28 protein-coding genes are annotated in these 22,388 nt (G+C 69.0%); 14 read left to right on the top strand and 14 right to left on the bottom strand.

All coding sequences use genetic code 11. The features are described from left to right. Positions 1–88: 88 nt before the first annotated feature. The 3 genes from MKK52_RS15610 (at position 89) to MKK52_RS15600 (ending at position 3,775) form a co-directional block, all read left to right on the top strand. Entirely contained in the window at positions 89–1,717 is a 1,629-nt protein-coding gene (locus MKK52_RS15610; RefSeq protein WP_243955342.1) for a CTP synthase, read from the top strand. Positions 1,718–1,790: 73 nt separating this feature from the next. Continuing rightward, on the top strand, positions 1,791–2,243 hold the full coding sequence (locus tag MKK52_RS15605) for a DNA polymerase III subunit chi (protein WP_243955340.1): 453 nt from the start codon (positions 1,791–1,793) through the stop codon (positions 2,241–2,243). Positions 2,244–2,251: 8 nt separating this feature from the next. Further along, positions 2,252–3,775: a S10 family peptidase gene (locus MKK52_RS15600; RefSeq protein ID WP_409564681.1), complete on the top strand. Its 1,524-nt coding sequence runs from the start codon at positions 2,252–2,254 to the stop codon at positions 3,773–3,775. On the opposite strand, the gene MKK52_RS15595 is transcribed toward MKK52_RS15600, so the two are convergent. The 8 genes from MKK52_RS15595 to hemA all read right to left on the bottom strand — a co-directional run bounded on the left by MKK52_RS15595 (position 3,772) and on the right by hemA (position 10,434). Further along, positions 3,772–4,149: a DUF423 domain-containing protein gene (locus tag MKK52_RS15595; RefSeq protein WP_409564680.1), complete on the bottom strand. Its 378-nt coding sequence runs from the start codon at positions 4,147–4,149 to the stop codon at positions 3,772–3,774. The two genes, MKK52_RS15600 and MKK52_RS15595, sit on opposite strands and share 4 nt — an antisense overlap. Then, a complete protein-coding gene (yihA, locus tag MKK52_RS15590; protein ID WP_243955338.1) occupies positions 4,146–4,808 on the bottom strand; it encodes a ribosome biogenesis GTP-binding protein YihA/YsxC in 663 nt (220 codons plus the stop codon). The genes MKK52_RS15595 and yihA overlap by 4 nt, the downstream gene beginning before the upstream one ends. Position 4,809: 1 nt before the next feature. Further along, complete coding sequence (yidC, locus tag MKK52_RS15585) at positions 4,810–6,678, bottom strand: membrane protein insertase YidC (RefSeq protein ID WP_243955336.1); 1,869 nt, start codon at positions 6,676–6,678, stop codon at positions 4,810–4,812. Further along, entirely contained in the window at positions 6,668–7,129 is a 462-nt protein-coding gene (gene rnpA / locus MKK52_RS15580; protein ID WP_243955334.1) for a ribonuclease P protein component, read from the bottom strand. The genes yidC and rnpA overlap by 11 nt, the downstream gene beginning before the upstream one ends. A gap of 77 nt (positions 7,130–7,206) precedes the next feature. Beyond that, entirely contained in the window at positions 7,207–7,341 is a 135-nt protein-coding gene (rpmH, locus tag MKK52_RS15575) for a 50S ribosomal protein L34 (RefSeq protein ID WP_238205808.1), read from the bottom strand. Positions 7,342–7,524: 183 nt separating this feature from the next. Then, positions 7,525–8,070 carry an adenine phosphoribosyltransferase gene (locus MKK52_RS15570; RefSeq protein ID WP_243955331.1) on the bottom strand — a complete coding sequence of 182 codons (546 nt, stop codon included), beginning with the start codon at positions 8,068–8,070 and terminating at the stop codon, positions 7,525–7,527. Positions 8,071–8,137: 67 nt separating this feature from the next. After that, on the bottom strand, positions 8,138–8,938 hold the full coding sequence (locus MKK52_RS15565; RefSeq protein ID WP_243955329.1) for an inositol monophosphatase family protein: 801 nt from the start codon (positions 8,936–8,938) through the stop codon (positions 8,138–8,140). Positions 8,939–9,138: 200 nt separating this feature from the next. Next, the gene (hemA, locus tag MKK52_RS15560; RefSeq protein ID WP_243955326.1) at positions 9,139–10,434 is read right to left on the bottom strand and encodes a 5-aminolevulinate synthase; all 1,296 of its coding nucleotides are present in this window, start codon (positions 10,432–10,434) and stop codon (positions 9,139–9,141) included. 52 nt (positions 10,435–10,486) lie between these two features. Here hemA and MKK52_RS15555 point away from each other — a divergent pair, with 52 nt between their 5' ends. Further along, positions 10,487–10,723: a hypothetical protein gene (locus tag MKK52_RS15555; RefSeq protein ID WP_243955324.1), complete on the top strand. Its 237-nt coding sequence runs from the start codon at positions 10,487–10,489 to the stop codon at positions 10,721–10,723. 134 nt (positions 10,724–10,857) lie between these two features. After that, positions 10,858–12,147 (top strand): UDP-N-acetylglucosamine 1-carboxyvinyltransferase, encoded by a 1,290-nt coding sequence (gene murA / locus MKK52_RS15550; RefSeq protein WP_243955322.1) that lies wholly within the window; start codon positions 10,858–10,860, stop codon positions 12,145–12,147. A gap of 46 nt (positions 12,148–12,193) precedes the next feature. Here murA and MKK52_RS15545 read toward each other — a convergent pair whose 3' ends face one another. After that, a complete protein-coding gene (locus MKK52_RS15545) occupies positions 12,194–12,505 on the bottom strand; it encodes a hypothetical protein (RefSeq protein ID WP_243955320.1) in 312 nt (103 codons plus the stop codon). 183 nt (positions 12,506–12,688) lie between these two features. On the opposite strand from MKK52_RS15545, the gene MKK52_RS15540 reads away from it, so the two are divergent. From MKK52_RS15540 to MKK52_RS15525, 4 genes are read left to right on the top strand one after another with little or no spacing between them, the layout of a single operon-like run. Next, the gene (locus MKK52_RS15540) at positions 12,689–13,132 is read left to right on the top strand and encodes a DUF2948 family protein (RefSeq protein WP_243955318.1); all 444 of its coding nucleotides are present in this window, start codon (positions 12,689–12,691) and stop codon (positions 13,130–13,132) included. An 18-nt stretch (positions 13,133–13,150) separates the two neighbouring features. Continuing rightward, complete coding sequence (gene hisD, locus MKK52_RS15535; protein WP_243955316.1) at positions 13,151–14,446, top strand: histidinol dehydrogenase; 1,296 nt, start codon at positions 13,151–13,153, stop codon at positions 14,444–14,446. Positions 14,447–14,456: 10 nt separating this feature from the next. Beyond that, the gene (locus tag MKK52_RS15530) at positions 14,457–14,951 is read left to right on the top strand and encodes a UPF0262 family protein (protein WP_243955314.1); all 495 of its coding nucleotides are present in this window, start codon (positions 14,457–14,459) and stop codon (positions 14,949–14,951) included. 35 nt (positions 14,952–14,986) lie between these two features. Continuing rightward, positions 14,987–15,457, top strand: coding sequence for a low molecular weight phosphatase family protein (locus tag MKK52_RS15525; protein WP_243955312.1), 471 nt, complete (start codon positions 14,987–14,989; stop codon positions 15,455–15,457). Positions 15,458–15,460: 3 nt separating this feature from the next. Here the strand turns inward: MKK52_RS15525 and MKK52_RS15520 are convergent, their stop codons facing one another. From MKK52_RS15520 to MKK52_RS15510, 3 genes are all read right to left on the bottom strand, one after another. After that, positions 15,461–15,805 (bottom strand): hypothetical protein, encoded by a 345-nt coding sequence (locus tag MKK52_RS15520; RefSeq protein ID WP_243955311.1) that lies wholly within the window; start codon positions 15,803–15,805, stop codon positions 15,461–15,463. 98 nt (positions 15,806–15,903) lie between these two features. Continuing rightward, positions 15,904–16,509 carry a YceI family protein gene (locus MKK52_RS15515; RefSeq protein ID WP_243955309.1) on the bottom strand — a complete coding sequence of 202 codons (606 nt, stop codon included), beginning with the start codon at positions 16,507–16,509 and terminating at the stop codon, positions 15,904–15,906. Between the two features lie 98 nt (positions 16,510–16,607). Then, complete coding sequence (locus MKK52_RS15510) at positions 16,608–17,633, bottom strand: polyprenyl synthetase family protein (protein ID WP_243955855.1); 1,026 nt, start codon at positions 17,631–17,633, stop codon at positions 16,608–16,610. Between the two features lie 189 nt (positions 17,634–17,822). Between MKK52_RS15510 and MKK52_RS15505 the strand changes: the two genes are divergently transcribed. From MKK52_RS15505 to MKK52_RS15485, 5 genes are all read left to right on the top strand, one after another. Continuing rightward, entirely contained in the window at positions 17,823–18,047 is a 225-nt protein-coding gene (locus MKK52_RS15505; protein WP_243955307.1) for a DUF2007 domain-containing protein, read from the top strand. Then, positions 18,044–18,766 carry a tRNA1(Val) (adenine(37)-N6)-methyltransferase gene (locus MKK52_RS15500; RefSeq protein WP_243955304.1) on the top strand — a complete coding sequence of 241 codons (723 nt, stop codon included), beginning with the start codon at positions 18,044–18,046 and terminating at the stop codon, positions 18,764–18,766. The genes MKK52_RS15505 and MKK52_RS15500 overlap by 4 nt, the downstream gene beginning before the upstream one ends. Before the next feature lie 78 nt (positions 18,767–18,844). Beyond that, the gene (locus MKK52_RS15495) at positions 18,845–19,642 is read left to right on the top strand and encodes a heme ABC transporter permease (RefSeq protein ID WP_243955853.1); all 798 of its coding nucleotides are present in this window, start codon (positions 18,845–18,847) and stop codon (positions 19,640–19,642) included. 8 nt (positions 19,643–19,650) lie between these two features. Then, positions 19,651–19,797, top strand: coding sequence for a heme exporter protein CcmD (gene ccmD, locus MKK52_RS15490; RefSeq protein ID WP_243955302.1), 147 nt, complete (start codon positions 19,651–19,653; stop codon positions 19,795–19,797). Then, positions 19,794–20,399 carry a DsbE family thiol:disulfide interchange protein gene (locus MKK52_RS15485; protein WP_243955300.1) on the top strand — a complete coding sequence of 202 codons (606 nt, stop codon included), beginning with the start codon at positions 19,794–19,796 and terminating at the stop codon, positions 20,397–20,399. Before ccmD ends, MKK52_RS15485 begins: the two co-directional genes overlap by 4 nt. 4 nt (positions 20,400–20,403) lie before the next feature. Here the strand turns inward: MKK52_RS15485 and MKK52_RS15480 are convergent, their stop codons facing one another. Then, the gene (locus tag MKK52_RS15480; RefSeq protein WP_243955298.1) at positions 20,404–21,012 is read right to left on the bottom strand and encodes a septation protein A; all 609 of its coding nucleotides are present in this window, start codon (positions 21,010–21,012) and stop codon (positions 20,404–20,406) included. A 4-nt stretch (positions 21,013–21,016) separates the two neighbouring features. Beyond that, positions 21,017–22,363 carry a signal recognition particle-docking protein FtsY gene (gene ftsY / locus MKK52_RS15475; protein ID WP_243955296.1) on the bottom strand — a complete coding sequence of 449 codons (1,347 nt, stop codon included), beginning with the start codon at positions 22,361–22,363 and terminating at the stop codon, positions 21,017–21,019. Between the last annotated feature and the right edge of the window lie 25 nt (positions 22,364–22,388).

Below are 22,388 nucleotides of genomic sequence, written 5' to 3'. Positions count from 1 at the left end.
CCGTTTCGCGTTTCATCCCCAGCCACCGCCGGTTTGCGACGGTTCTCCGTTTGGCAAACGCGGCTGCCTTCTTTATGGATCGAGGCCCATGACGCGGTACGTTTTCATCACCGGCGGCGTGGTCTCCTCCCTCGGTAAGGGGCTCGCCTCGGCGGCATTGGCCGCAGTGCTTCAGGCCCGCGGCTACCGGGTGCGGATGCGCAAGCTCGACCCCTATTTGAACGTCGATCCGGGCACGATGAGCCCGACGCAGCACGGCGAGGTCTTCGTCACCGACGACGGCGCCGAGACCGACCTCGACCTCGGGCATTATGAGCGCTTCACCGGCGTGCCGGCCTCGCGGGCCGACAACATCACCACCGGCCGCATCTATCAGGACATCATCGCCAAGGAGCGGCGCGGCGACTATCTCGGCGCGACGATCCAGGTGATCCCGCACGTCACCAACGCCATCAAGGACTTCGTCCTTGAAGGGAACGATGCGTTCGACTTCGTGCTGGTCGAGATCGGCGGCACGGTGGGCGACATCGAGGGCCTGCCCTTCTTCGAGGCGATCCGCCAGCTCGGCCAGGAACTGCCGCGCGGCACCACGGCCTTCGTGCACCTGACGCTGCTGCCCTACATCCCCAGCGCGGGCGAACTGAAGACCAAGCCGACGCAGCACTCGGTGAAGGAGCTGCGCTCCATCGGCATCCAGCCAGACATCCTGCTCTGCCGCTGCGACCGGCCGATCCCCGTGGAGGAGCGGCGCAAGCTCGCCCTGTTCTGCAACGTGCGCGAGACGGCGGTGATCGAGGCGCGGGACGTGGCGTCGATCTACGAGGTGCCGCTCTCCTACCGCACCGCCGGCCTAGACCGCGAAGTGCTCGGCCATTTCGGCCTGGAGCATGGCGACGAGCCGGATCTGGCCCGGTGGCGGACCATCGCCGAGCGGGTGCGCAACCCGGAGGGCGAGGTCTCCATCGCCATCGTCGGCAAGTACACAGGGCTCAAGGACGCCTACAAGTCGCTGATCGAGGCCCTGACCCATGGTGGCATCAACCACCGGGTGAAGGTGAACCTGCAGTGGATCGAGGCCGAGGTGTTCGAGCGCGAGGACCCGGCCCCGTTCCTCGAAGGGCTCAATGGCATCCTCGTGCCGGGCGGGTTCGGCCAGCGCGGCGCCGAGGGCAAGATCCGCGCAGCCCGCTACGCTCGCGAGAAGAAGATCCCCTATCTCGGCATCTGCTTCGGCATGCAGATGGCGGTCATCGAGGCGGCGCGCTCGCTTGCCGGCATTCCGCAGGCGAATTCCACCGAGTTCGGCGAGACCGCCGAGCCAGTGGTCGGCCTGCTGACCGAGTGGCTGCGTGGCAACGAGTTGGAGCGCCGCCGGGCAGAGGGCGACCTCGGCGGCACCATGCGGCTCGGCGCCTACGAGGCGCATCTCGATCCCGAATCGAAGATCGCGCAGATCTACGGCTCGGAGCGTATCTCCGAGCGCCACCGCCACCGCTACGAGGTCAACATGGCCTATCGCGAGCGGCTGGAGGCCAAGGGATTGCGCTTCTCCGGCCTCTCACCCGATGGGCTGCTGCCCGAGACGGTGGAGCATGTCGGCCACCCGTGGTTCATCGGCGTGCAGTTCCACCCGGAGCTGAAGTCCCGGCCCTTCGATCCGCACCCGCTGTTCAAGGGCTTCGTCGGCGCGGCCATCGAGCAGAGCCGCCTCGTGTGACGGATCGGTCGCGCTGCGTGATCCTGCCGCCGTCCTTCGCTGAGGGACGGCGCAGCCCTATCTTACGCTGACCGTGACAGAGATCCTGTTCTACCACCTCCAGCATCAGCCCCTTGAACGGGTGCTACCGACCCTCGTCGAGCGGTCGCTGGAACGCGGCTGGCAGGCGGCCATCCAGGCGGCGAGCGAGGAGCGGCTGTCCGCCCTGGACGACCAGCTCTGGACCTATACCGACGAGAGCTTCCTGCCCCACGGCACGGATCGCGAGCCGGATGCGGCGAGCCAGCCCGTCGTGCTGACCCTCAAGGACGCGAACCCGAACGCGGCCTCGATCCGCTTCCTCGTGGAGGGCGCCGACCTTCCGGCGGATGCCGGCGCGTATGCCCGCATCTGCATCCTGTTCGACGGCACCGATCAGGAGGCGCTGCTCCGCGCCCGGGAGCAGTGGAAGCAGGCCAAGGAGGCGGGCCACTCGGTCGCCTATTGGCAGCAGGACGAATCCGGCCGCTGGAACAAGAAGGCGTGACGCCCTCCATGACGATGCACCGAGCCGGCCGCCTCGCGGGCGCCCTCCTCCTGACCCTCACCCTGCCCCTGCCGCTCGCGGCACAGGAGGCCCATCAGGGCCCGCCGCCCCGCGCGCAATCCTCCGGCCCCGAGGGGCGGCGCCTGCCGGCCGATTCGGTGACGAGCCAGAGCCTCACCCTCCCGGACGGCCGCAAGCTGAATTTCACCGCCACCGCCGGCAGCCTGCCCATCGTGGACGAGAGTGGGAAGCTCCAGGCCGAGATCGGCTACATCGCCTTCACCCGCCCCGCCGAGGAGGGCCGCGAGCGGCCCGTGACCTTCGCCATCAACGGAGGGCCCGGCGCGTCCTCGGCCTATCTCAACCTCGGCGCCATCGGCCCGTGGCGCCTGCCGCTCGGGAAGGACAGCATCAGCCCGTCGCAGGGCGTTGCCGTGGTGCCGAACGACGGGACGTGGCTCGACTTCACCGATCTCGTCTTTATCGACCCCATCGGCACCGGCTACAGCCGCGCGACCGATGGCGATCCGAAGAAGTACTGGTCGGTCGATTCGGACGCGTCGATCCTTTCGGCGGTGATCGCCCGCTACCTGCGGGTCAACAACCGCATGGCGAGCCCGAAATTCTATGTCGGCGAAAGCTACGGTGGCTTCCGCGGGCCGCTCATCGCCGCCAAGTTGCAGGAGGAGATCGGGGTCGGGCTGTCGGGCATGGTGCTGCTCTCGCCGGTCCTCGATTTCGCGTGGCTCGAACGGCCGCGCACCGATCCCTGGGGCTTCGTGCTGCGCTTGCCCTCCCTCGCGGCGACGGCGCAGGAGCGTGGCGGCAAGGACCCGAGTTCGGCCTCCCTCGCTGACGCCGAGAGTTACGCTACGGGGGCCTACCTCGCCGACCTTCTGAAGGGGCCGGGCGACACGCAGGCCGTCGACCGGATGGCCGACCGGCTCGCGCCCCTCACCGGGCTCGACCGCGAGTTCCTGCACCGGCAGGCGGGCCGTCCCTCGGGGCGGGGCGTACAGCGCGAGTATGGCCGTGACAACGGCCGGGTGACGAGCCTCTACGACACCGGCATCACCGGCTGGGATCCGGAGCCCGATTCGCTCTCGTCCCATTTCGAGGATCCGCAACTCACGGCGATGCATGCGCCGCTGACCAGCGCGATGCTCGACCTCTACGCCCGGACGCTGAAATGGCCGGTGCCGAACATGCGCTACGAGTTGCTGAACGGCGCGGTGAACGGCGGCTGGAACTGGGGTTCACGCCGGCAGGCCCCTGAGGCCCTGACGGCCCTGAAGGGCGCGCTGGCGCTGGACGGCAAGTTCCGCGTGCTCGTGGTCCACGGTGCGACCGATCTGGTGACGCCCTACTTCGCGTCGAAATTGCAGATCGCGCAGGTGCCACCCTACGGCGGGGGTCGGCTCAACCTCGCCGTCTATCCGGGCGGGCATATGTTCTACGGGCGGGATGCCTCGCGGGCGGCCTTCCACAAGGATGCCGCCGCGCTCTACGAGGCGGCACTGAAGGACCGCTAGGCCCGCGCCGGGACGAGCAGCGCGACGATCCCGAGCAGCCAGCCGCCCATCAGGGCGAAGCCGCCGCTCGGGGCGGCCATCGGGAACAGCGCGTGGCCCGCCAGCGCGCGCAGGCTGAGATCGCCGCAGAACAGGCAGAGCCCCACGGCGAGCAACGCAGCCGCGATGCGGGCGAGCGGCATCCGCACCAGCCCCGCCGCGCCCAAGCCCACGAGGGCGAGGATGGCGGGGGCGTGGAACAATAGGAACTGAGCGGCGGTCTTCAGCGAATCGGCGCCGGGGATATGGGCCGCCGCCGCACTGGCTGCGACGCCGAGGAGGCCGCACAGGCAGGCGAAGGCGCCGAGCGCGCGATCCGGCGGCGCCAGCCTCACTGGCCGCGCTCGGCGAGCAGGCGGGCCACCGCCGCCCGCAGGTCGGCCACGCCGTAATCGTCGCGGCTGGAGGTCAGGATCACCTCGGGATAGGCGGCGGGGCGCTTGGCCAGGGCCTCGCGGATGCCGGCGAGGCGGGCCTCCATCTGGCTCTTCTTGAGGGCGTCGGCCTTGGTCAGCACGACCTGATAGCTCACCGCTGCCTTGTCGAGCCCGTCGAGCACGTCCGTGTCGATGCTCTTAAGCCCGTGGCGGGAATCGATCAGCACGAAGACCCGCGCGAGGTTGGCGCGACCCTTCAGGTAGGAATGGATGAGGTTCGTCCAGGCCTCGACCTTGGCCTTCTCGACGGCCGCGTAGCCGTAGCCCGGCATGTCCACCAGGGAGAGGCGGTCGCCGATCCGGAAGAAGTTCAATTGCTGGGTGCGGCCCGGCGTGTGCGAGACGCGCGCCAGGGTGTTGCGGCCGGTCAGGGCGTTGATGAGGCTGGACTTGCCGACATTCGAGCGCCCGGCGAAGGCGATCTCGAGGCTTTCCATCGGCGGCAGCCGGTCGAGGGTCTGGGCGGCGGCGTAGAAGTTGGCGCTTCCGGCGAACAGCAGACGGCCGGCCTCGGTGAGGCCGGCCGTCTCGTCGTCTGTCGTATCGGGTGTGGTCACGTCAGCCCTTGGTCGGCGCCGTCTTGGCGGGTGTCTTGGCGCCGCGCTTGAACGTACCCCGCAGGTTGTCCCACAGCTCCACCTTCACGCCGTTGCGGCGCATGATGACGTATTGCTGCAGCACCGACAGCGAGTTGTTCCACGCCCAGTAGATCACCAGTCCGGCCGGGAACGACCCGAGCATGAAGGTGAAGATGATGGGCATGAAGGTGAAGATCTGTGCCTGCACCGGGTCCGGCGGCGCGGGGTTCATCTTCATCTGCACGAACATCGTGATGCCCATGATGATCGGCCACACGCCCAGGTGGATCGGGATGTATTCCGGGGGCGTGAAGGGCAGCAGGCCGAACAGGTTCACGATGCTCGTCGGATCCGGCGCTGCGAGGTCGTGGATCCAGCCGAAGAACGGCGCGTGCCGCATCTCGATGGTGATGAACAGCACCTTGTAGAGCGCGAAGAAGACGGGGATCTGGATCAGCACCGGCCAACAGCCGGCGACCGGATTGATCTTTTCCTTCTTGTACAGCTCCATCATCGCCTGTTGCTGTTTGACCTTGTCGTCCTTGTACCGCTCCCGGATTGAGGTCATCTCGGGCTGGACGGCCTTCATCTTAGCCATCGAGACGTAGGAGCGGTTGGCGATCGGCAGGAACAGCAGTTTCAGGCAGAGGGTCACGATCAGGATTGAGACGCCGAAATTGCCGAACAGGTGATAGATGAAGTCGAGCGCCCGGAACATCGGCTGGGTGATGAACCAGAACCAGCCCCAATCGATCATCAGGTCGAAGTGCCGGAGACCGAGGTCCTTCTGGTAGGCGTTGATGACGTTGACCTCCTTGGCGCCAGCGAACAGGCGCTGGGTGGTCGTGGCCGAGGCCCCGGCGGCGAGGTTCACCGCGTCGCCGCGGGCGCTCGCCTGGTAGACGTTGGTGGTGCCGTCGGTGCGGTCAGTGAAGGCGCCGGTATAGGGCGCGTTCTGCTCGGGAATGACGGCCGCCGCCCAGTACTTGTCGGTGATGCCGAGGAAGCCACCGGTGACGTTGCTGAACGCCTTGCCCTTGGTGTTGGCGCCGCCATAGGCGCCTTCCTTGGCGAGCTTGTCGTAGGTGATCTCCTGCAGGCCGTCGTCGCCGAGATAGCCGATCATGCCCTCGTGCAGGACGTAATAGCCCTGGGTGTGCGGCTTACCCCAGCGGGAGACGAGGCTGTACGGATAGAGCGTGACCGCCCCCGACCCCTTGTTCTCCACCGAGTCGCGGACGGTGAACATGTACTTGTCGTCGACCGCGACGATCCGCTTGAACGTCAGGCCCTCGCCGTTGTCCCAGGTCAGGGTCACGGGCATGCCGGGCGAGAGCGTCTTGCCGTCGGAGGTCCACACCGTGTCGCTGTTCGGCAGCTTGGCGTTGGCGCCGACCCAGCCGAACTCGGCGTAATAGGGCGTCTCCGTCCCGGCCGGCGAGAACAAGACGATCTCGGGGCTCTGCGGGTTGATGGTCTCGCGGTAGTTCTTCAGCGCCACGTCGTCGATGCGGGCGCCCTTCAGGTTGATGGACCCGGAGATGGCCGGGGTCTCGATCTTCACGCGCGGGGCGCGGGCGAGCGCCGCCTCACGGCTGATCGGGCCGCCCGGAGGCGTCGGCGCGGTGCCGGGGGCCGGGGCGGCCGGGCCGCCCTCCTTCGGCGAGGGCGAGGGCACGCCGTCCGGCGTCACGCCCGGCGGCTGGGTCTGCGCCTGGGCCGCCTTGTTCTGGGCCTCGATCTGGCGCTGCTGTTCGAGGCGCGGCCCGGCCACGAAGTACTGCCAACCGAGCAGCACCAGCAGCGACAGGCCGATGGCCACGAACATGTTGGTCTTGTCATTGCCCATTGGGGACACCAAGGCCTTTGTTCGGGGAGGCGGGCGGCGCCGGAGAGCGCTTTCCGCGTCGGGATGAAGGGGGATTCGGCCTGCCGCCGGATTCCGGCTTGCCGGCGCGGGCCACCGCGGGAATCGCTTTGCGGAGATCGTCGGCGAGGGCCGCGAAATCCGCGTGGAGCGCGGGGCGGCGGGCGACGAGCACGATGTCGGCGGTTCGGCCCGCGAGGTCGGCGGGCAAGCCGGCGGCGACCTCGGCGACGACGGCACGAAGCCGCCGCTTGATGCGGTTGCGCTCGGTCGCGTGACCGACGCGCTTGGTGACGGTGAAGCCGAGGCGCAGGCCACCGGCTTCCTCAGAGCGCAGGATGCCCTGCGCCGTCATCCGTTCGGTGTGAAAACGGCGGCCCGCGGCAGCGGCCAGAAAATCGGGCCGCTTCTTGAGCCGTTCGATCGTCGCCATCGACCGTTCGATCCCGGCTTCAATGCCCCGGAAGGGGCCGCGCCAGGGGCGCGGCGGCGGGTCTCGACCCGCCGGGCTCAGGCCGACAGGCGCTTGCGGCCGTGGGCGCGGCGACGGGCCAGCACCTTGCGACCGCCGGCCGTGGCCATCCGCGCACGGAAGCCGTGGCGACGCTTACGGACGAGCTTGCTCGGCTGATAGGTTCTCTTCATGACGAATGGCCTTCAAAGGTCGAGGCGCGCTCGCGGGCGGCTATGCCGCTCCCGACCTTCACGCGTCCTGCATGTCTCGCAAACACGAAGGGCGCCCAAGTGGGGCGCCCCGTCGCGGGTGGGCGGCTTATGGCGGAAGGGTCGGCACAAGTCAACGTTTTGCAGGCCCCTCCGGCCCATTCCTTAGTGTCCCTCGAACTCCATGAGGGTGCGTACCTCCACGCCGAGGTCGCGCAGGCGCTTGGCGCCGCCGATCTCCGGCAGATCGATCACGAAACAAGCTGCCACGACCTCCGCACCGATCTTGCGCAGCAGGTTGATCGCCGCGATGGCGGTGCCGCCCGTGGCGATCAGGTCGTCCACCAGCAGCACCCGATCACCGGGGCTTACCGCATCAACGTGGATCTCGATCTCGTCGGTGCCGTATTCGAGGGTGTAAGCCATCGAGACGGTCTTGTGCGGGAGCTTGCCCTTCTTGCGAATCGGCACGAAGCCGCAGGACAGTTGGTGGGCGATGGCGCCGCCGAGAATGAACCCCCGCGCCTCGATTCCCGCCACCTGCTTGATGCCGCCGCCGGCATAAGGATGCACCAGCGCGTCCACCGCCCGCCGGAACGAGCGCGGATCCGACAGCAGCGTGGTGATGTCGCGGAAGATGATGCCGGGCTTGGGATAATCGGGAATCGAGCGAATCGATTCCTTCAGGGAGACGTGGCGGCGGGCTTCCATGCGGCGATCTTCCCTGACGAACGGGGCGGTTAAAGCAGATGGACCGGTGCGATGCCAGTTGGCGCCCTCAGGCGGCTCCCTGGGCCTTCTTCAGGATCGCCAGCAGGTCGCGCTGAAGGCTCTCGTTCCCGCAGCACACGGAGCGCGGCGCCAGGGGCTCGGCCGCGCCGTCCGCCGAGGTCACGAAGCCGCCGGCCTCGCGCACCAGGGCAACGCCCCCGGCGAAATCGTAGGTCTGGAGGTCGCGCTCCCAGTAGGCATCGAGGCGTCCGCAGGCGACATAGGCAAGGTCGAGGGCCGCCGAACCCATGCGGCGGGTGCCGCCAGAAACCGCCATCACGGCGGAAATCTCGCGCAGGAGGCGCGGATGGCTGCCGCGGCCGAGATAGGGCGTGCCGTAGCCGACGAGGGCATCCGCCATCTCGGTGCGGGCCGCGACCCGGATGCGGCGGTTGTTGAGGTAGGCGCCCTTGCCGCGCTCGGCGACGAACAGCTCGTCCTTGATCGGATCGAACACCACGCCCGCGACGATCACGCCCTCGCGCTCCAGCCCGATGGAGACCGCGAAATGCGGCACGCCGTGGAGGAAGTTCGAGGTGCCGTCGAGGGGATCGACGTGCCAGACGTGGCTCTTGTCGGTGCCTTCGATGATGCCGCTTTCTTCCAGCACGAGGCCGTAGCCGGGGCGGGCCTTCAACAGGGCATCGCGCACCACCTCCTCGGCCTTGCGGTCGGCGGCGGAGACGAAGTCGCCCGGCCCCTTGCGCGAGACCTGGAGGTTCTCGACCTCGCCGAAGTCGCGCCGCAGGCTGCGGGCGGCCTTGCGCGCGGCATCAACCATCACGGTCATGAGGGGCGAGGAAATCATAGCGTCTTGGACTCTTGCGTCGCGGATTTGCGACGGTGGTTACAGGCAGGAGGCTGCGATGGCGAGGCCATCGACTGCGGACCGTCATCGCGAGCGCAGCGAAGCGACCCAGGGATGCGCCTCGCCATGAAGCGTTCCGCTGCCCTGGATTGCTTCGCTGCGCTCGCAATGACGGCGTGGGTGGAAGACCGGAGGGCTTCCTACTCAGCCGCTTCCACGAACACCGTGCCTGCGCGCGGCAGGCCGAGCGTCGCCCAGGTCTCCTTCAGCGCCTCGGTGAGGCGCGCGATCTGGGCGGCGTCGTGGAACGGCGACGGGGTGATGCGCAGGCGCTCCGTCCCGCGCGGGACGGTGGGGTAGTTGATCGGCTGGATGTAGATCCGGTGCCGTTCGAGCAGATGGTCGGCCGCCGCCTTGCACAGCTCGGCATCGCCCACCATCACCGGGACGATGTGCGTCTCGGTCTCCAGCAGCGGCAGACCGGCCGCGTCGAGGGCCGCCTTGGTCGCGGCGGCCTGACGCTGGTGCGCGATGCGCTCCGCGTTGGATCGCTTCAGGTAGCGCACGGAGGCCGTCGCCGCCGCCGCGACGGCGGGCGGGAGTGCCGTGGTGAAGATGAAGCCGGCCGCGAAGCTCCGCACCGCGTCGCAGAGCGCCGCCGAACCGGTGATGTAGCCGCCGACGCAGCCGAAGCCCTTGGCCAGCGTGCCCTCGATCACGTCCACCCGGTGCATGACACCGTCGCGCTCGGCGATGCCGGCGCCGCGTTCGCCGTAGAGGCCCACCGCGTGGACCTCGTCGAGGTAGGTCATGGCGCCGTAGCGTTCCGCGAGGTCGCAGATCCGGCCGATCGGCGCCACGTCGCCGTCCATCGAGTACACTGACTCGAACGCGATCAGCTTCGGCCGGTCGCCGGCCTCGCGCAGCAATTCCTCGAGATGGGCGAGGTCGTTATGGCGAAAGATCTTCTTCTCGCAGCCGGAATGGCGCACGCCCTCGATCATCGAGTTGTGGTTGAAGGCGTCCGACAGGATCAGGCAGTTCGGGATCAGCTTGGCGATGGTCGAGATGCCCGCCTCGTTCGACACGTAGCCGGAGGTGAAGACGAGGCCCGCCTCCTTGCCGTGCAGGTCCGCCAGTTCGCGCTCGAGATCGACCAGCGGCGAGTTGTTGCCGGCGATGTTGCGGGTGCCGCCCGCGCCGACGCCGCAGCGCGCGGCGGTCTCGGTCATGGCGCCCACCACGTCCGGGTGCTGTCCCATGCCGAGGTAATCGTTCGAGCACCACACGGTGATCTCGGTGACGGAGCCGTCGGGGCGGCGCCACTTCGCCACCGGGAACCGGCCGGAGATGCGTTCGATGTCCGCGAAGACGCGGTAGCGGCGCTCGCTGTGCAGGCCGTCCAGCGCCTTGCGGAAATACGAGTCGTAGCCGGCACCCGCCCGCACCTCCGCCACGGGAGAGAGCGTCTTGCTGGGGTTCCGGTGTGCAGGCATCGCGCGTCCTTCTGAGGGGGTCGCCGCCGGTTGGCTGTCGTGAGGTCGGGCGTTGTATACCGACTTCCCGCCGCTCTGGAACCGCTACAAGTCGAAGGTCGGCCCATTGCGCCCTGCAACCCTCCCTGGATCCAGACCGATGAATGAGGACAAACCGGCGGCGCGGGAAGAGCGTTTGAAGGCCGCGCTCAGAGCGAATTTGCGTCGGCGGAAGGCCCAGGAGCGCGGCCGTGCGGCGCCGGATAAGCCGACCACCGAGCGGGACGATGCGTCGCGCGAGCGAAGCTGAGCCGTCATTCGCGGCCCGCGGTCCCGATTCCGACAAATCCGGTCTATAGCAGTCTTCACTTAAGCCTGGGCGTTCTCCGCCCGATACAGTTTTCAAGCTCCCGCCGCCGCTGCGGGGGCGCCAGGACGGACCCGATGGATCGCATCCACATTACCGGCGGCGCGCCGCTCAACGGCACGATCCCGATTTCGGGCGCCAAGAACGCGGCGCTTCCGCTGATGATCGCCAGCCTGATGACCGGCGAGACGCTGGAGCTCATCAACGTCCCGCGTCTGGCGGACATCACCGCTCTGCTGCGCATCCTCGGCAATCACGGCGTCGACCAGATGGTGGTCGGCAAGCGTCCCGGTCAGACGTCCGAGACCGGCCAGACCATCCGCCTCACCGCCTCGAACATCATCGACACGACGGCGCCCTACGACCTCGTGTCGACCATGCGGGCGAGCTTCTGGGTGATTGCGCCGCTGCTCGCCCGGTTCGGTGAGGCGAAGGTCTCGCTGCCCGGCGGCTGTGCCATCGGCACCCGGCCGGTCGACCTGCTCATCATGGCGCTGCAGCAGCTCGGCGCCGAGACCGAGATCGACGGCGGCTACGTCATCGCCAAGACGAAGAAGGGTCTGCGCGGGGGGCAGGTGTCCTTCCCGAAGGTCACGGTCGGCGGCACGCATGTCGCCCTCATGGCCGCCGCGCTGGCCTACGGCACGAGCGTGATCGAGAACGCCGCCCGCGAGCCGGAGGTGGTCGACCTCGCCGAATGCCTCAACAAGATGGGCGCGCGGATCAAGGGCGCGGGCACGCCGCGCATTGAGATCGAGGGCGTGGCCCGCCTCGGCGGCGCCCGCCACGAGGTGCTGCCCGACCGGATCGAGACCGGCACCTACGCCATGGCCGTGGCGATGACCGGCGGCGACGTCATCCTGAAGGACACACGCGCCGACCTGCTGCACTCGGCTCTCGACATCCTGGCGACGACGGGCACCGAGATCACGCCGGTCGATGGCGGTATCCGCGTCCGCCGCAACGGCGGCGGGATCGCGGCGGTGGACGTCACCACCGATCCGTTCCCCGGCTTCCCGACCGATCTCCAGGCGCAGTTCATGGCGCTGATGACCCTGGCCAAGGGCCAGTCGCACATCCGCGAGACGATCTTCGAGAACCGCTTCATGCACGTGCAGGAGCTGGCCCGCCTCGGCGCGAAGATCCGCCTCGACGGCGACATGGCGATCGTCGAAGGCGTCGACCGCCTTCGCGGAGCGCCCGTCATGGCGACCGACCTGCGCGCGTCGGTGTCCCTCGTCATCGCAGGCCTCGCCGCCGAGGGCGAGACGCAGATCAACCGCGTGTACCACCTCGACCGGGGCTTCGAGGCCCTCGAAGCCAAGCTCGGCCGCTGCGGCGCGCAGATCGAACGCGTGCGCGGGTAAGCCAAATTGTAGCGGGCGGCCCAAGCCGCCCGCCACCGCCACAGCGTCAGCCGCCGATGGCGCCGCGCTTAAGGCCGAAACCGGGGATCTCGCAGCCGCAGGGGGCATTGAACGGGCCAGGACGGGTCGGGCAATTGCCGCGGGCCGTCACGCAGATCCGGCCGAAACGGCGCGGGCCGTAATCGTAATCGTCGCGATGAAAGCGGCGCGGGCGATCATCGTAGTAATCCGGCGGCGGGGGCCGGCGGGGGCGGTAATCGTCTTCGTCGCGGTAGTACTGCGCGCTCGCCGGCGTACCCAGCGCCGGAGCGAGCGCGAGGGCGGTCAACACCGCCAGCGTGATGCGCTTCACCGTCATCGTCCTGCTCAATCGTCCGGCCGCTTTCCGGCGGCCACGGTCACCTGCAACTTAGGCGTGCCATCATGAACGGTGCATGAGGCGGTGCGATCCGACCATAGCGGCGTTGCCGGGACAAGCCGGCGCCGCTACTGACGCCATGCCGCCCCGCCTTGGGCCCCCTCACCCGACCGGAACCCCTCGATGGAGCTTCTGAAGCTCGCAGCCCTGGACGCCGAAGACCTCACCGTGATCTCGGCCCATCTGCAGGACGCGATCCTGCGGCTAGAGGATCTGACCTATCTGAAGGGCGAGAAGCGCTTCGCCCTGGTGCTGCGCCGGTTCGACTGGTCGGCGGGTCCGAAGGCGCCGCCCCAGCGGAGGCTGAGCGGGCTGCACTTCGAGCGGGTATTGGCGGTGCGCACGCGCGGGCTGGAGCAGGGGCCGGACGCCATGCCGCTCAGTCTGCTGGCGATCACCTTCACACCTGGCGATGCGCCTTCGGGGCAGGTCGAGATCCTGTTCTCCGGCAACGGGACGATCCGCCTTGAGGTGGAGTGCATCGAGGCGCGAATGCGCGATCTCGGGCCGGTCTGGAAAGCCGGCGGGCGCCCGGGCCACGACGACACGACCGGGCCGGCGGCCTGACACGGAGGGGGGACGATCATGGTCCGCATCGACAGCCAGGATCAGGATTTCGCGAAGGCCTTCGCGCACCTGCTCACCATGAAGCGTGAGATCTCCGAAGACGTGGACGATGCCGTCCGCAGGATCATCGCCGACGTGGTGGAGAAGGGCGACGAGGCCCTCGTGGCGTACACGCGCCGCTTCGACCGGCTCGGCGCCGAATTCTCGGCCGAGCGCCTGCGCATCGGGCCGGAGGAGGTTCAGGCCGCCGTCGCCGCCTGCCCGCAGGAGGCCCTGGATGCCCTGCGGCTCGCCGCCGAGCGCATCGAGACCTTTCACAAGGCGCAGAAGCCCGCCGACCACAAGGTCACCGACGCGCTGGGCGTCACGTCCGGCTGGCGCTGGACGGCCCTCGAATCGGTCGGGCTCTACGTGCCGGGTGGGACGGCGAGCTATCCGTCCTCCGTGCTGATGAACGCCGTCCCGGCGCGGGTGGCGGGCGTGCCGCGCATCGTGATGGTGGTGCCCACCCCCGATGGCGCGCTGAACCCGCTGGTGCTCGCCGCCGCGCATCTCGCGGGGGTGGACGAGATCTACCGGGTCGGCGGTGCGCAGGCCGTGGCGGCGCTGGCCTACGGAACCGCGACCATCGCGCCGGTCGCCAAGATCGTCGGCCCCGGCAATGCCTGGGTCGCGGCAGCAAAGCGCCGGGTGTTCGGACAGGTCGGCATCGACATGATCGCTGGCCCCTCGGAGGTGCTGATCCTGGCGGATGGCGAGGCGAACCCGGACTGGATCGCCGCCGACCTGCTGGCCCAGGCCGAGCACGACGTGGCCGCGCAGGCCGTGCTGATCACCGACAGCGGCGAGCTTGCGGACGCCGTGGAAAACGCGGTCGAGCGGGCCCTGGCCACCCTCCCCCGCGCCGAGATCGCACGGGCGAGCTGGCGCGATTACGGCGCCATCATCCGCGTCCGGGACTTCGACGAGGCGGTCCCACTGGTCGACCGGATCGCCCCCGAGCATCTCGAGATCGAGACGAAGGACGCCGAGGCCCTATCCCTCAAGGTCCGCAACGCGGGTGCGATCTTCCTCGGCTCACACACGCCGGAGGCGATCGGCGACTATGTCGGCGGGCCGAACCACGTTTTGCCCACCGCCCGCTCGGCGCGGTTCTCCTCCGGGCTCGGCGTGCTCGATTTCATGAAGCGCACCACCGTTCTCGCCTGCACGCCGGAGAGCTTGCGGGCGCTCGGGCCGGCGGCGATAACGCTTGGCCGGTCGGAGGGGCTGGACGGGCACGCCCGTTCCGTGGCGATCCGGCTGAACTTGTGAGGCTTCGGGGATGTCGGACAAGGAGCGGGGGGCGGACAAAGGGCCGAACCGCCTCGTCTCGGTAACGCTGGACGAAGCGTCCATCGCCCGCGGCAACCCCGATCAGGAGCATGAGCGCGCCATCGCGCTCTACGACATCCTGGAGGGCAACAGCTTCTCGATCCCCGGCCGGGAGGGTCCGTTCAGGCTTCTCCTCGGCCTCGTGGAGAACAAGCTGTCCTTCGCCATCAGCACGGCCGAGGGCGAGCCGGTGATGACGCATCTGCTCTCGCTGAACCCGTTCCGCCGGGTCATCCGCGATTACGAGATGATCTGCGAGAGCTACTACAACGCCATCCGCACCGCCTCGCCGAGCCAGATCGAGGCCATCGACATGGGGCGGCGCGGCCTGCACAACGAAGCCTCCGAGACGCTGAAGCAGCGGCTCGACGGAAAGGTCGATCTCGATCACGACACGGCGCGGCGCCTGTTCACGCTGATCTTCGCCCTCCACTGGAAGGGCTGAAATCAGTGGCGGACCCGCGTCCGGTCTGAGCCGCCATGGCCGAGCCGCCACCCGATCCGGCCCCGCGCAAGCAGCGGGTGCAATCCGTGCTGTTCATGTGCAACTACAACGCGGTGCGCTCCCCCGCCGCCGAGGCCATCGCGCGCCATTATTTCGGCAAGTCGATCTACGTGCAGTCGGCGGGCGTCCGGCAGGGCGAGCCCATCGACCCGTTCATGGTCGCCGCCCTGGACGAGATCGGCATCGACGCGAGCCGCCACCGCCCCCGCACCGTCGAGGAGTTGGAGGATTGGGAGGGGCTGAACTTCGATCTGATCATCACGCTAGCGCCGGAGGCCCACCACAAGGCCATCGCGCTGACGCACATGCTGGCCGCCGACGTGGAATACTGGCCGACGCCGGACCCGACGCTCGTGCAGGACGCCTCGCGGGAGCAGCGCCTCGAAGCCTATCGCGACGTGCGCGACGGCCTAACGGCGAAGATCAAGCAGCGGCTGAAATCGTGAGGGTCAGCGCAGGACTGCGCGCGGGCCGCTGACGGTCTCGAGGAGGGCGGCGCGCGCCCGCGCCACGAGGTCCGGCCGCGCCTGTGCGATGTCGTCCGCGTCGAGCAGCGGCGAATCCGACAGGGCGGTGAGGTAGGCATTCTCCTCGCCCCGGCAGGACCGCAGGGCGGCATCCGCCGCGAGGTCCCGCCCGGTGAAGGCCGCGCCCTCGACATAGGCGCGTCCGAGGCAGCTTCTCCACGTGGTATGGGCGGAGGCTGCGTCCCCGGCCAGCGCCGGGGCGGCAGTCAACGCAACCACGATGGCGGCAGCGGAAAGGACCGGGAAGGAGAAGCGAAGGGCGGCCACGGGACGATCCGTTCGGCTGAAAGCACCTGTTAGCCTTCACGCAGAGGATAAAGGATCCCTTAACGCCGCCGCCCTCGTTGTCGATAACTCCTGCCGGATCAGTCCTGCTTCTCGAACGCCCCGGCGATGGTGAGGTGCAGGTCGTCGCCGATCAGCGGCAGGTAGGTCTTCACCCCGAACTCGGAGCGCTTCACCACGCCGGTCGCCTCGAAGCCGACGGTCATCTTCTTGTCGAGGGGGTTCACGCCCGCGCCGACGAGGGTGACGTCGAGGGTCACGGGCTTGGTCACGCCGTGCAGGGTGAGGTCGCCCGTGACCTTCGCGTGGTCCTTGCCGGCCGGCGCGATCTTGGTGGAGACGAAGGTCATCTCCGGGAACTTGGTGCCGTCGAGCCACTGGTCGCCCTTCAGCTCGTCGGTGAGCTTGGCGCTGGTGGTCGTGACGGAAGCGACGGGGATCTTGATCGTCAGCTTGGAGGCCGAGGGGTTCTTCGGCTGAAGCTCCAGCGTGCCGGACGCCTCGGAGAAGCCACCGGCATAGTTCGAGAAGCCCATATGCGACACGCGCCAGCCGACCTGCGTGTGGTTCGGATCGACGGCGTATGTGCCGGCCGGGATCTGGGCCGGGTCACGGGTCGCGGGGGTCTGCGCCTGCGCGCTGGCGATGCCGGCAAGCAGGAGGGCGAGGGTGGCGAAGGACTTCAAAGCGCATCTCCGTGTGGATGATGCGAGACGGCCTAAACCCCTTCATCCCATCGGTTAAGGCGAAGCTTGCTGTTCCTGTGCCACAGCGCACACGGGCGTCAGTGCGCCCGCGCCACGCAGAATTCCACCGCGTCGAGGAGCGCGGACCGCACCGGCCCCTCGGGGAAGATCGCGAGGGACGCCTTGGCCTTCTCGCCGTAATTGCGGGCGCGGGCGACCGTCTCTTCCAGGGTGCCGTGACGGCGAAGGGTCGCCAGGGCGGTGGCGAGGTCGTCGTCGCGGATCTCGCCGCGCGTCAGGGTCCGCCGCCAGAAGGCGCGGTCTTCCTCGCTGCCGCGCCGGTAGGCGAGGACGATCGGCAGGGTGATCTTGCCCTCGCGGAAATCGTCCCCGACGTTCTTGCCAAGCTCCGTCGAGGTACCGCCGTAATCCAGCGCGTCGTCGATGAGCTGGAAGGCGATGCCGAGATTCATTCCGTAGGCGCGCGCGGCCTCCTGTTCGGCCTCGCTGCGCCCGGCGATCACTGGCCCGACCTCGCAGGCGGCGGCGAAGAGTTCGGCGGTCTTGCCCCGGATCACCGCGAGGTAGGCCTCCTCGCTGGTCTCCAGGTTCTTGGCGGCGGCCAACTGCATCACCTCGCCCTCGGCGATCACCGTGGCGGCGGCGGACAGGATGTCGAGCGCGCGGAGCGAGCCAACCTCGACCATCATGCGAAAGGCCTGTCCCAGCAGGAAGTCGCCGACGAGCACGCTCGCCTCGTTGCCCCACTTGATGCGCGCGGCGACGCGGCCCCGGCGCATGTCGCTCTCGTCCACCACGTCGTCGTGGAGGAGCGTCGCGGTGTGCATGAACTCGACGCTGGCGGCGAGTTTCACGTCCCCGTCCTTGCCGGCTTGGTCGGCGTAGCCGCAGAGTTGCGCGCAGGCGAGGGTGAGGATCGGCCGCAGGCGCTTGCCGCCCGAGGCGATGAGGTGGTTCGCCACCTCCGGAATCATCGCGACGTCGGAGCCCGTCCGGGAGAGGATCGTGGAGTTGACCCGCTTCATCCCGTCGGCCACCAGCGCGACGAGGTCGTTCAGCCCGGCATCGTCGGGCTTCTGCGGGTTCTCGATCGTGGCGGCGATACCCAAGATCCGTGACTCCCAAACCGGGCCGCGCGGGAGACGTCCGCGCGGAAAACATCGGCGCCGTCCAATCGCATGGTGCCTGCGGCGTCGCAACATGGGCGGATATGGGACAGGCGGCATCCGCACTCCACGCGGCGAATGCGCCAACCCCATACCGGGATCCCGGCAGAAGGAGGAGAGACGGGTTTGGTCGAACTGATCCGGGCGAACGACATCGTGCTCATCGGCTTCGCACGTTCGCTTCTGGAGGATGCGGGCATCCCCGTCCTCGTCGCGGACGAGCACATGAGCGCCATGGAAGGCTCCATCGGCATGTTCGGGCGGCGCCTGCTCGTGCCGGACGACCACGCCGCCCAGGCCCGCCGCATCCTCAAGGATGCCGGGCTCGCGCACGAATTGCGGGCGCCGTGAGCGAGGCCGACGCCTTCCTCGGGGGGCGGCTGCGCCTGCACCAGCCGCCGCGCGGCGCTCACCGGGCCGGGACGGACGGCGTTCTCCTGGCGCGGCTTCTCGCCGCCGAACCGGGGGAGAGGCTGTGCGACCTCGGTTCGGGGCCGGGCATCGTCGGCTTGGCCTGCGCGATCCTGCAGCCCGGCGTCTCTGTCACGCTGGTCGAGCGCGATCCCGCCCTCGCGGACCTCGCCCGCGCCAACGCCGCGCTGAACGGCGTGGCGGCCGAAGTGATCGTGGCCGATGTCCTCGCCCCCGGCCGCGAGCGGGAAGCCGCCGGCCTCACCCCCGACCGCTTCGATTGCGTGCTGACGAACCCACCCTTCTTCGAGGACGGCCGCTACCGCCCCTCCCCCGACGCGGCCAAGGCCAGCGCCCACGGCTTCCCGGCCGAGGGTCTCGACGGCTGGATCCGCACCTGCGCGGGCATCCTCCGGCCGGGCGGGCGGCTCGGAATGATCCACAGGGCCGACGCCCTGCCCCGCTGCCTCGCGGCGCTGGCCGGTCGCTTCGGTGGCATCACGGTGCGGCCCGTCCACGCGAAACCGGAGGAGCCGGCGATCCGTATCCTCGTTTCCGCCGTAAAGGGGAGCCGGGCGCCCTTCTCCCTCGTGCCGCCCCTCGTCCTGCACGGGCCGGACGGACGCTTCACCCCCGAGGCCGACGCGCTCCACCGCTGAGAGAGGCCGCGCCGAAGCGCGCATTGTTGCTGCACCGCACCCTGAGGTAGGAGCAGAACCATGTCCGAGATCGCGACGATGACGCCCTCCCTCTGGACCTGGATGTCCAACCCCGGCCATTTCATGCGCTGGTCGGGGAAGGCCGTGCCGTGGCTGACGGCCCTGTCCCTCGCGGCCCTGGCCGTGGGGCTCTACCAGACCTTCTTCGTCGTGCCCGCCGACTACCAGCAGGGCGAGACGGTGCGGATCATGTACATCCACGTGCCGGCGGCGTGGCTCGGGGTGTTCTTCTACGGGGCCATGAGCCTGTCGGCGATCGGCACCCTGGTGTGGCGCCATCCCCTGGCGGACGTGGCGCAGCGGGCCGCCGCGCCCATCGGCGCGGCCTTCACCCTGGTTTGCCTCGTGACGGGCTCGCTGTGGGGCAAGCCGATGTGGGGCACCTACTGGGTGTGGGATGCGCGGCTCACCTCGATGCTGGTGCTGTTCCTGATCTATTGCGGCCTCATCGCCCTGTGGCGGACCATCGAGGACCCGAACCGCGCGGCGCGCGCTGTGGCGATCCTCACCCTGGTCGGGGCGGTGAACCTGCCGATCATCAAGTTCTCGGTGAACTGGTGGTCCACCCTGCACCAGCCGGCCTCGATCCTGCGGATGGGCGGCTCCACCATCGACCCGTCGATGCTCTACCCGCTGCTTCTGATGATCGGCGCGGCGACGCTCGGCGGCTCGACCCTGCATCTCTACACGATGCGCACCGAGATCATGCGCCGACGGGTGCGGACGCTGACGATCCGCGAGGCGGAACGGCTTGATTCGGGCGCCCGCCGGATCGTGCCCGCCCCCGCCGCCGCGCCGCTTCCTCAAGCCCTGTAGGCTCGAACGTGTTCGATCTCGGATCGCATGGCGGCTTCATCGTCGCCGCCTACGCCTTCACGGCGCTCATCATGTGCGGCCTCGTGGGGAACGCCCTGCGCGACCGCGCCGCCCAGCGCCGCGCCCTGAAACGCTTCGGGGAGGACCGCCGGTGAGCGAGACCCACGACATCGCGGCGCCGCCCGCCCGGCGCTCGCTGCTGCTGATCCTGCCGGTTCTCGTGTTCGCCGTGCTGGCGGGCGTGATGTTCGTGCGCCTGCGCTCCGGCGCCGACCCGTCGGCCCTGCCCTCCGCGATGATCGGCAAGCCCGCGCCGAGCTTCAACCTGCCGGCCGTGCCCGGCCTCGCTAAGGACGGTGCGCCGGTCCCCGGCCTGTCGAGCGCCGACCTCAAGGGCGGCGTGACGGTACTCAACGTCTTCGCGTCGTGGTGCGCGCCCTGTCAGGTCGAGCATCCGATGCTGATGCGGCTCGCCCGCGAGCCCGGCATCCGCCTCGTCGGCATCGACTACAAGGAGCCCGATCCGGCGGCCGGAAAGAAGTTCCTCGACCGGCACGGCGTGCCCTTCGCGGCGGTCGGCGCGGACGCGGATGGCCGCGCGGCCATCGATTTCGGGGTCTACGGCGTGCCGGAGACCTTCATTATCGGGCCGGACGGGGTGATCCGCGACAAGATCGTCGGCATCCTCACCCCGGAGAATTTTTCGAGCGTCCTCGCGCGCATCCGGGCCGCCGGGAAGGTGGCGGAGGCGCGCTGACGCCTCATGCCTCCGGCTGCTTCTGCTCGTAGCGCATCAGCAGCGGCGTCTGGGCCAGGGCGAAGAGCACGGTGATCGGCATGATGCCGAACACCTTGAACTTCACCCAGAATTCGTAATCCTGCGTGCGCCAGACGATCTCGTTCAGCACCGCCAGCGCCAGGAAGAACAGGCCCCAGCGGAAGGTAAGGCGCCGCCAGCCCTCCTCCGTCAGCGAAAACACGCTGTCGAGCACCACCGAAAGCAGCGGCTTCTTGAACAGCAGCCCGCCGAGCAGGATCAGCCCGAATAGGCTGTTCACGATGGTCGGCTTGATGACGAAGAACGTCTTGTCCCTCAGCGCCAGGGCGAGGCCGCCGAACACCAGCACCACCGCCCCCGACACGAGGGGCATGATCGGCACCCGCCGCAGCAGCGCGAAGTGGATGCCGAGCGAGAGGATCGTCGCGCCCACGAACAGGGCGATGGCCGCGTAGGTGACCTGATCGCCGTCGAGCCCCAGCCGTTCGCCGAAGGCGTTGGCCAGGAAGAACAGCACCAGCGGACCCATCTCGAGCCCGAGCTTGGCGAGCGGCGGCAGGTGCCGGCGCGGCGGAATGGCTTCGATCTGCATGGTCTCAGTCCCGTTCCAGGCCGGCGACGGCCCTGGCGAAATCGCGGGCCGCAAAGGGCTCCAGATCCTCGACGCCCTCGCCGACGCCGATGAAGTGCACCGGCAGGCCGAACTTCGCCGCCAGCGCCACGAGGATGCCGCCCCGCGCCGTGCCGTCGAGCTTGGTCATCACCAAGCCGGTAATCGGCGCGGCCTGGGAGAACAACTCCACCTGCGAGAGGGCGTTCTGGCCGACCGTCGCGTCGAGGATCAACAGTGTCGCGTGCGGCGCCTCCGGATCCTGCTTGCGCAGGACACGGACGATCTTCTCCAACTCGGCCATCAGGCCGGTCTTGTTCTGCAGGCGGCCCGCCGTGTCGATCATCAGGATGTCGGTGCCTGCCGCCTGCGCCTGCTTCAGCGCATCGAAGGCGAGCCCCGCCGCATCCGCCCCCTGCGCGCCGCTGATGACCGGCGTGCCGGTGCGGGCGCCCCAGACGTTCAGCTGCTCGATGGCCGCCGCGCGGAACGTGTCGCCGGCCGCGAGCATCACCGAGCGGCCCTCGGCCCGGTATTTCGAGGAGAGCTTGCCGAGGGTCGTGGTCTTGCCCGCGCCGTTGACGCCGACCGTGAGGATCACGAACGGCTTCTTCGCTGTGTCGATCTCCAGGGGCTTGGCCACCGGCTCCAGCGCCCGCTCGACTTCCGTGGCGAGGATGGCGCGGACCTCGTCCGGGGAGATGCCCTTCTCGTAGCGCCCCTTGCCGACCGCTTCCGAAATTTTCATCGCGGTTTCCAGGCCGAAATCGGCCTGGATCAGCGCGTCCTCAAGGTCTTCGAGGGTGGTGGCGTCGAGCTTGCGCTTCGTGAACAGCCCCGTCACCCGGTCGGACAGGGCCGTAGAGGTGCGGCGCATGCCCGACGTCAGGCGGCTCCACCAGCCTTTGGCCTCCGGCTCGCGGTCGGGGCCCGCACCAGCATCGTGCGCCAGGGCGGCGGCGGTGTCGGTCGGCTGGATGTCCGGGTCGAGGGCGACATCCGGCTCGGGCGAGACATCCAACGCCGACGAGACGTTCGGCTCGCGGTTCATGGTGCCGGTATCGACCGGGTCCGACCCGTGGCCCGGCCGGTCGCCGGCCGTGCCGGTGGGGGGCTTCTCGTCCTCGCCCTCGACGGGCAGCAGGTCGGCGCCTTCCGTGGCATCGATGGCGCCTTCGTCCTCGGGCAGCGGGATGTGTTCCACATCCTCCGCGCCCGTGGCGAAATCCAATTCGCCCTCGCCGGGGTTGGCGGGCACCTCCTCCTTGACCTCGTCCTTGCCCTTGCGCCCGAACAGGCGCCCGAACCAGCCGGGCTTGTCCTCGCTCGTCATAAACCCTCGCCTTCCGCCCGAATCC

Source organism: Methylobacterium sp. J-067, assembly GCF_022829465.1.
Taxonomy (GTDB): Bacteria; Pseudomonadota; Alphaproteobacteria; order Rhizobiales; family Beijerinckiaceae; genus Methylobacterium; species Methylobacterium litchii.
This window is presented reverse-complemented; position numbering and strand designations above follow the sequence as displayed.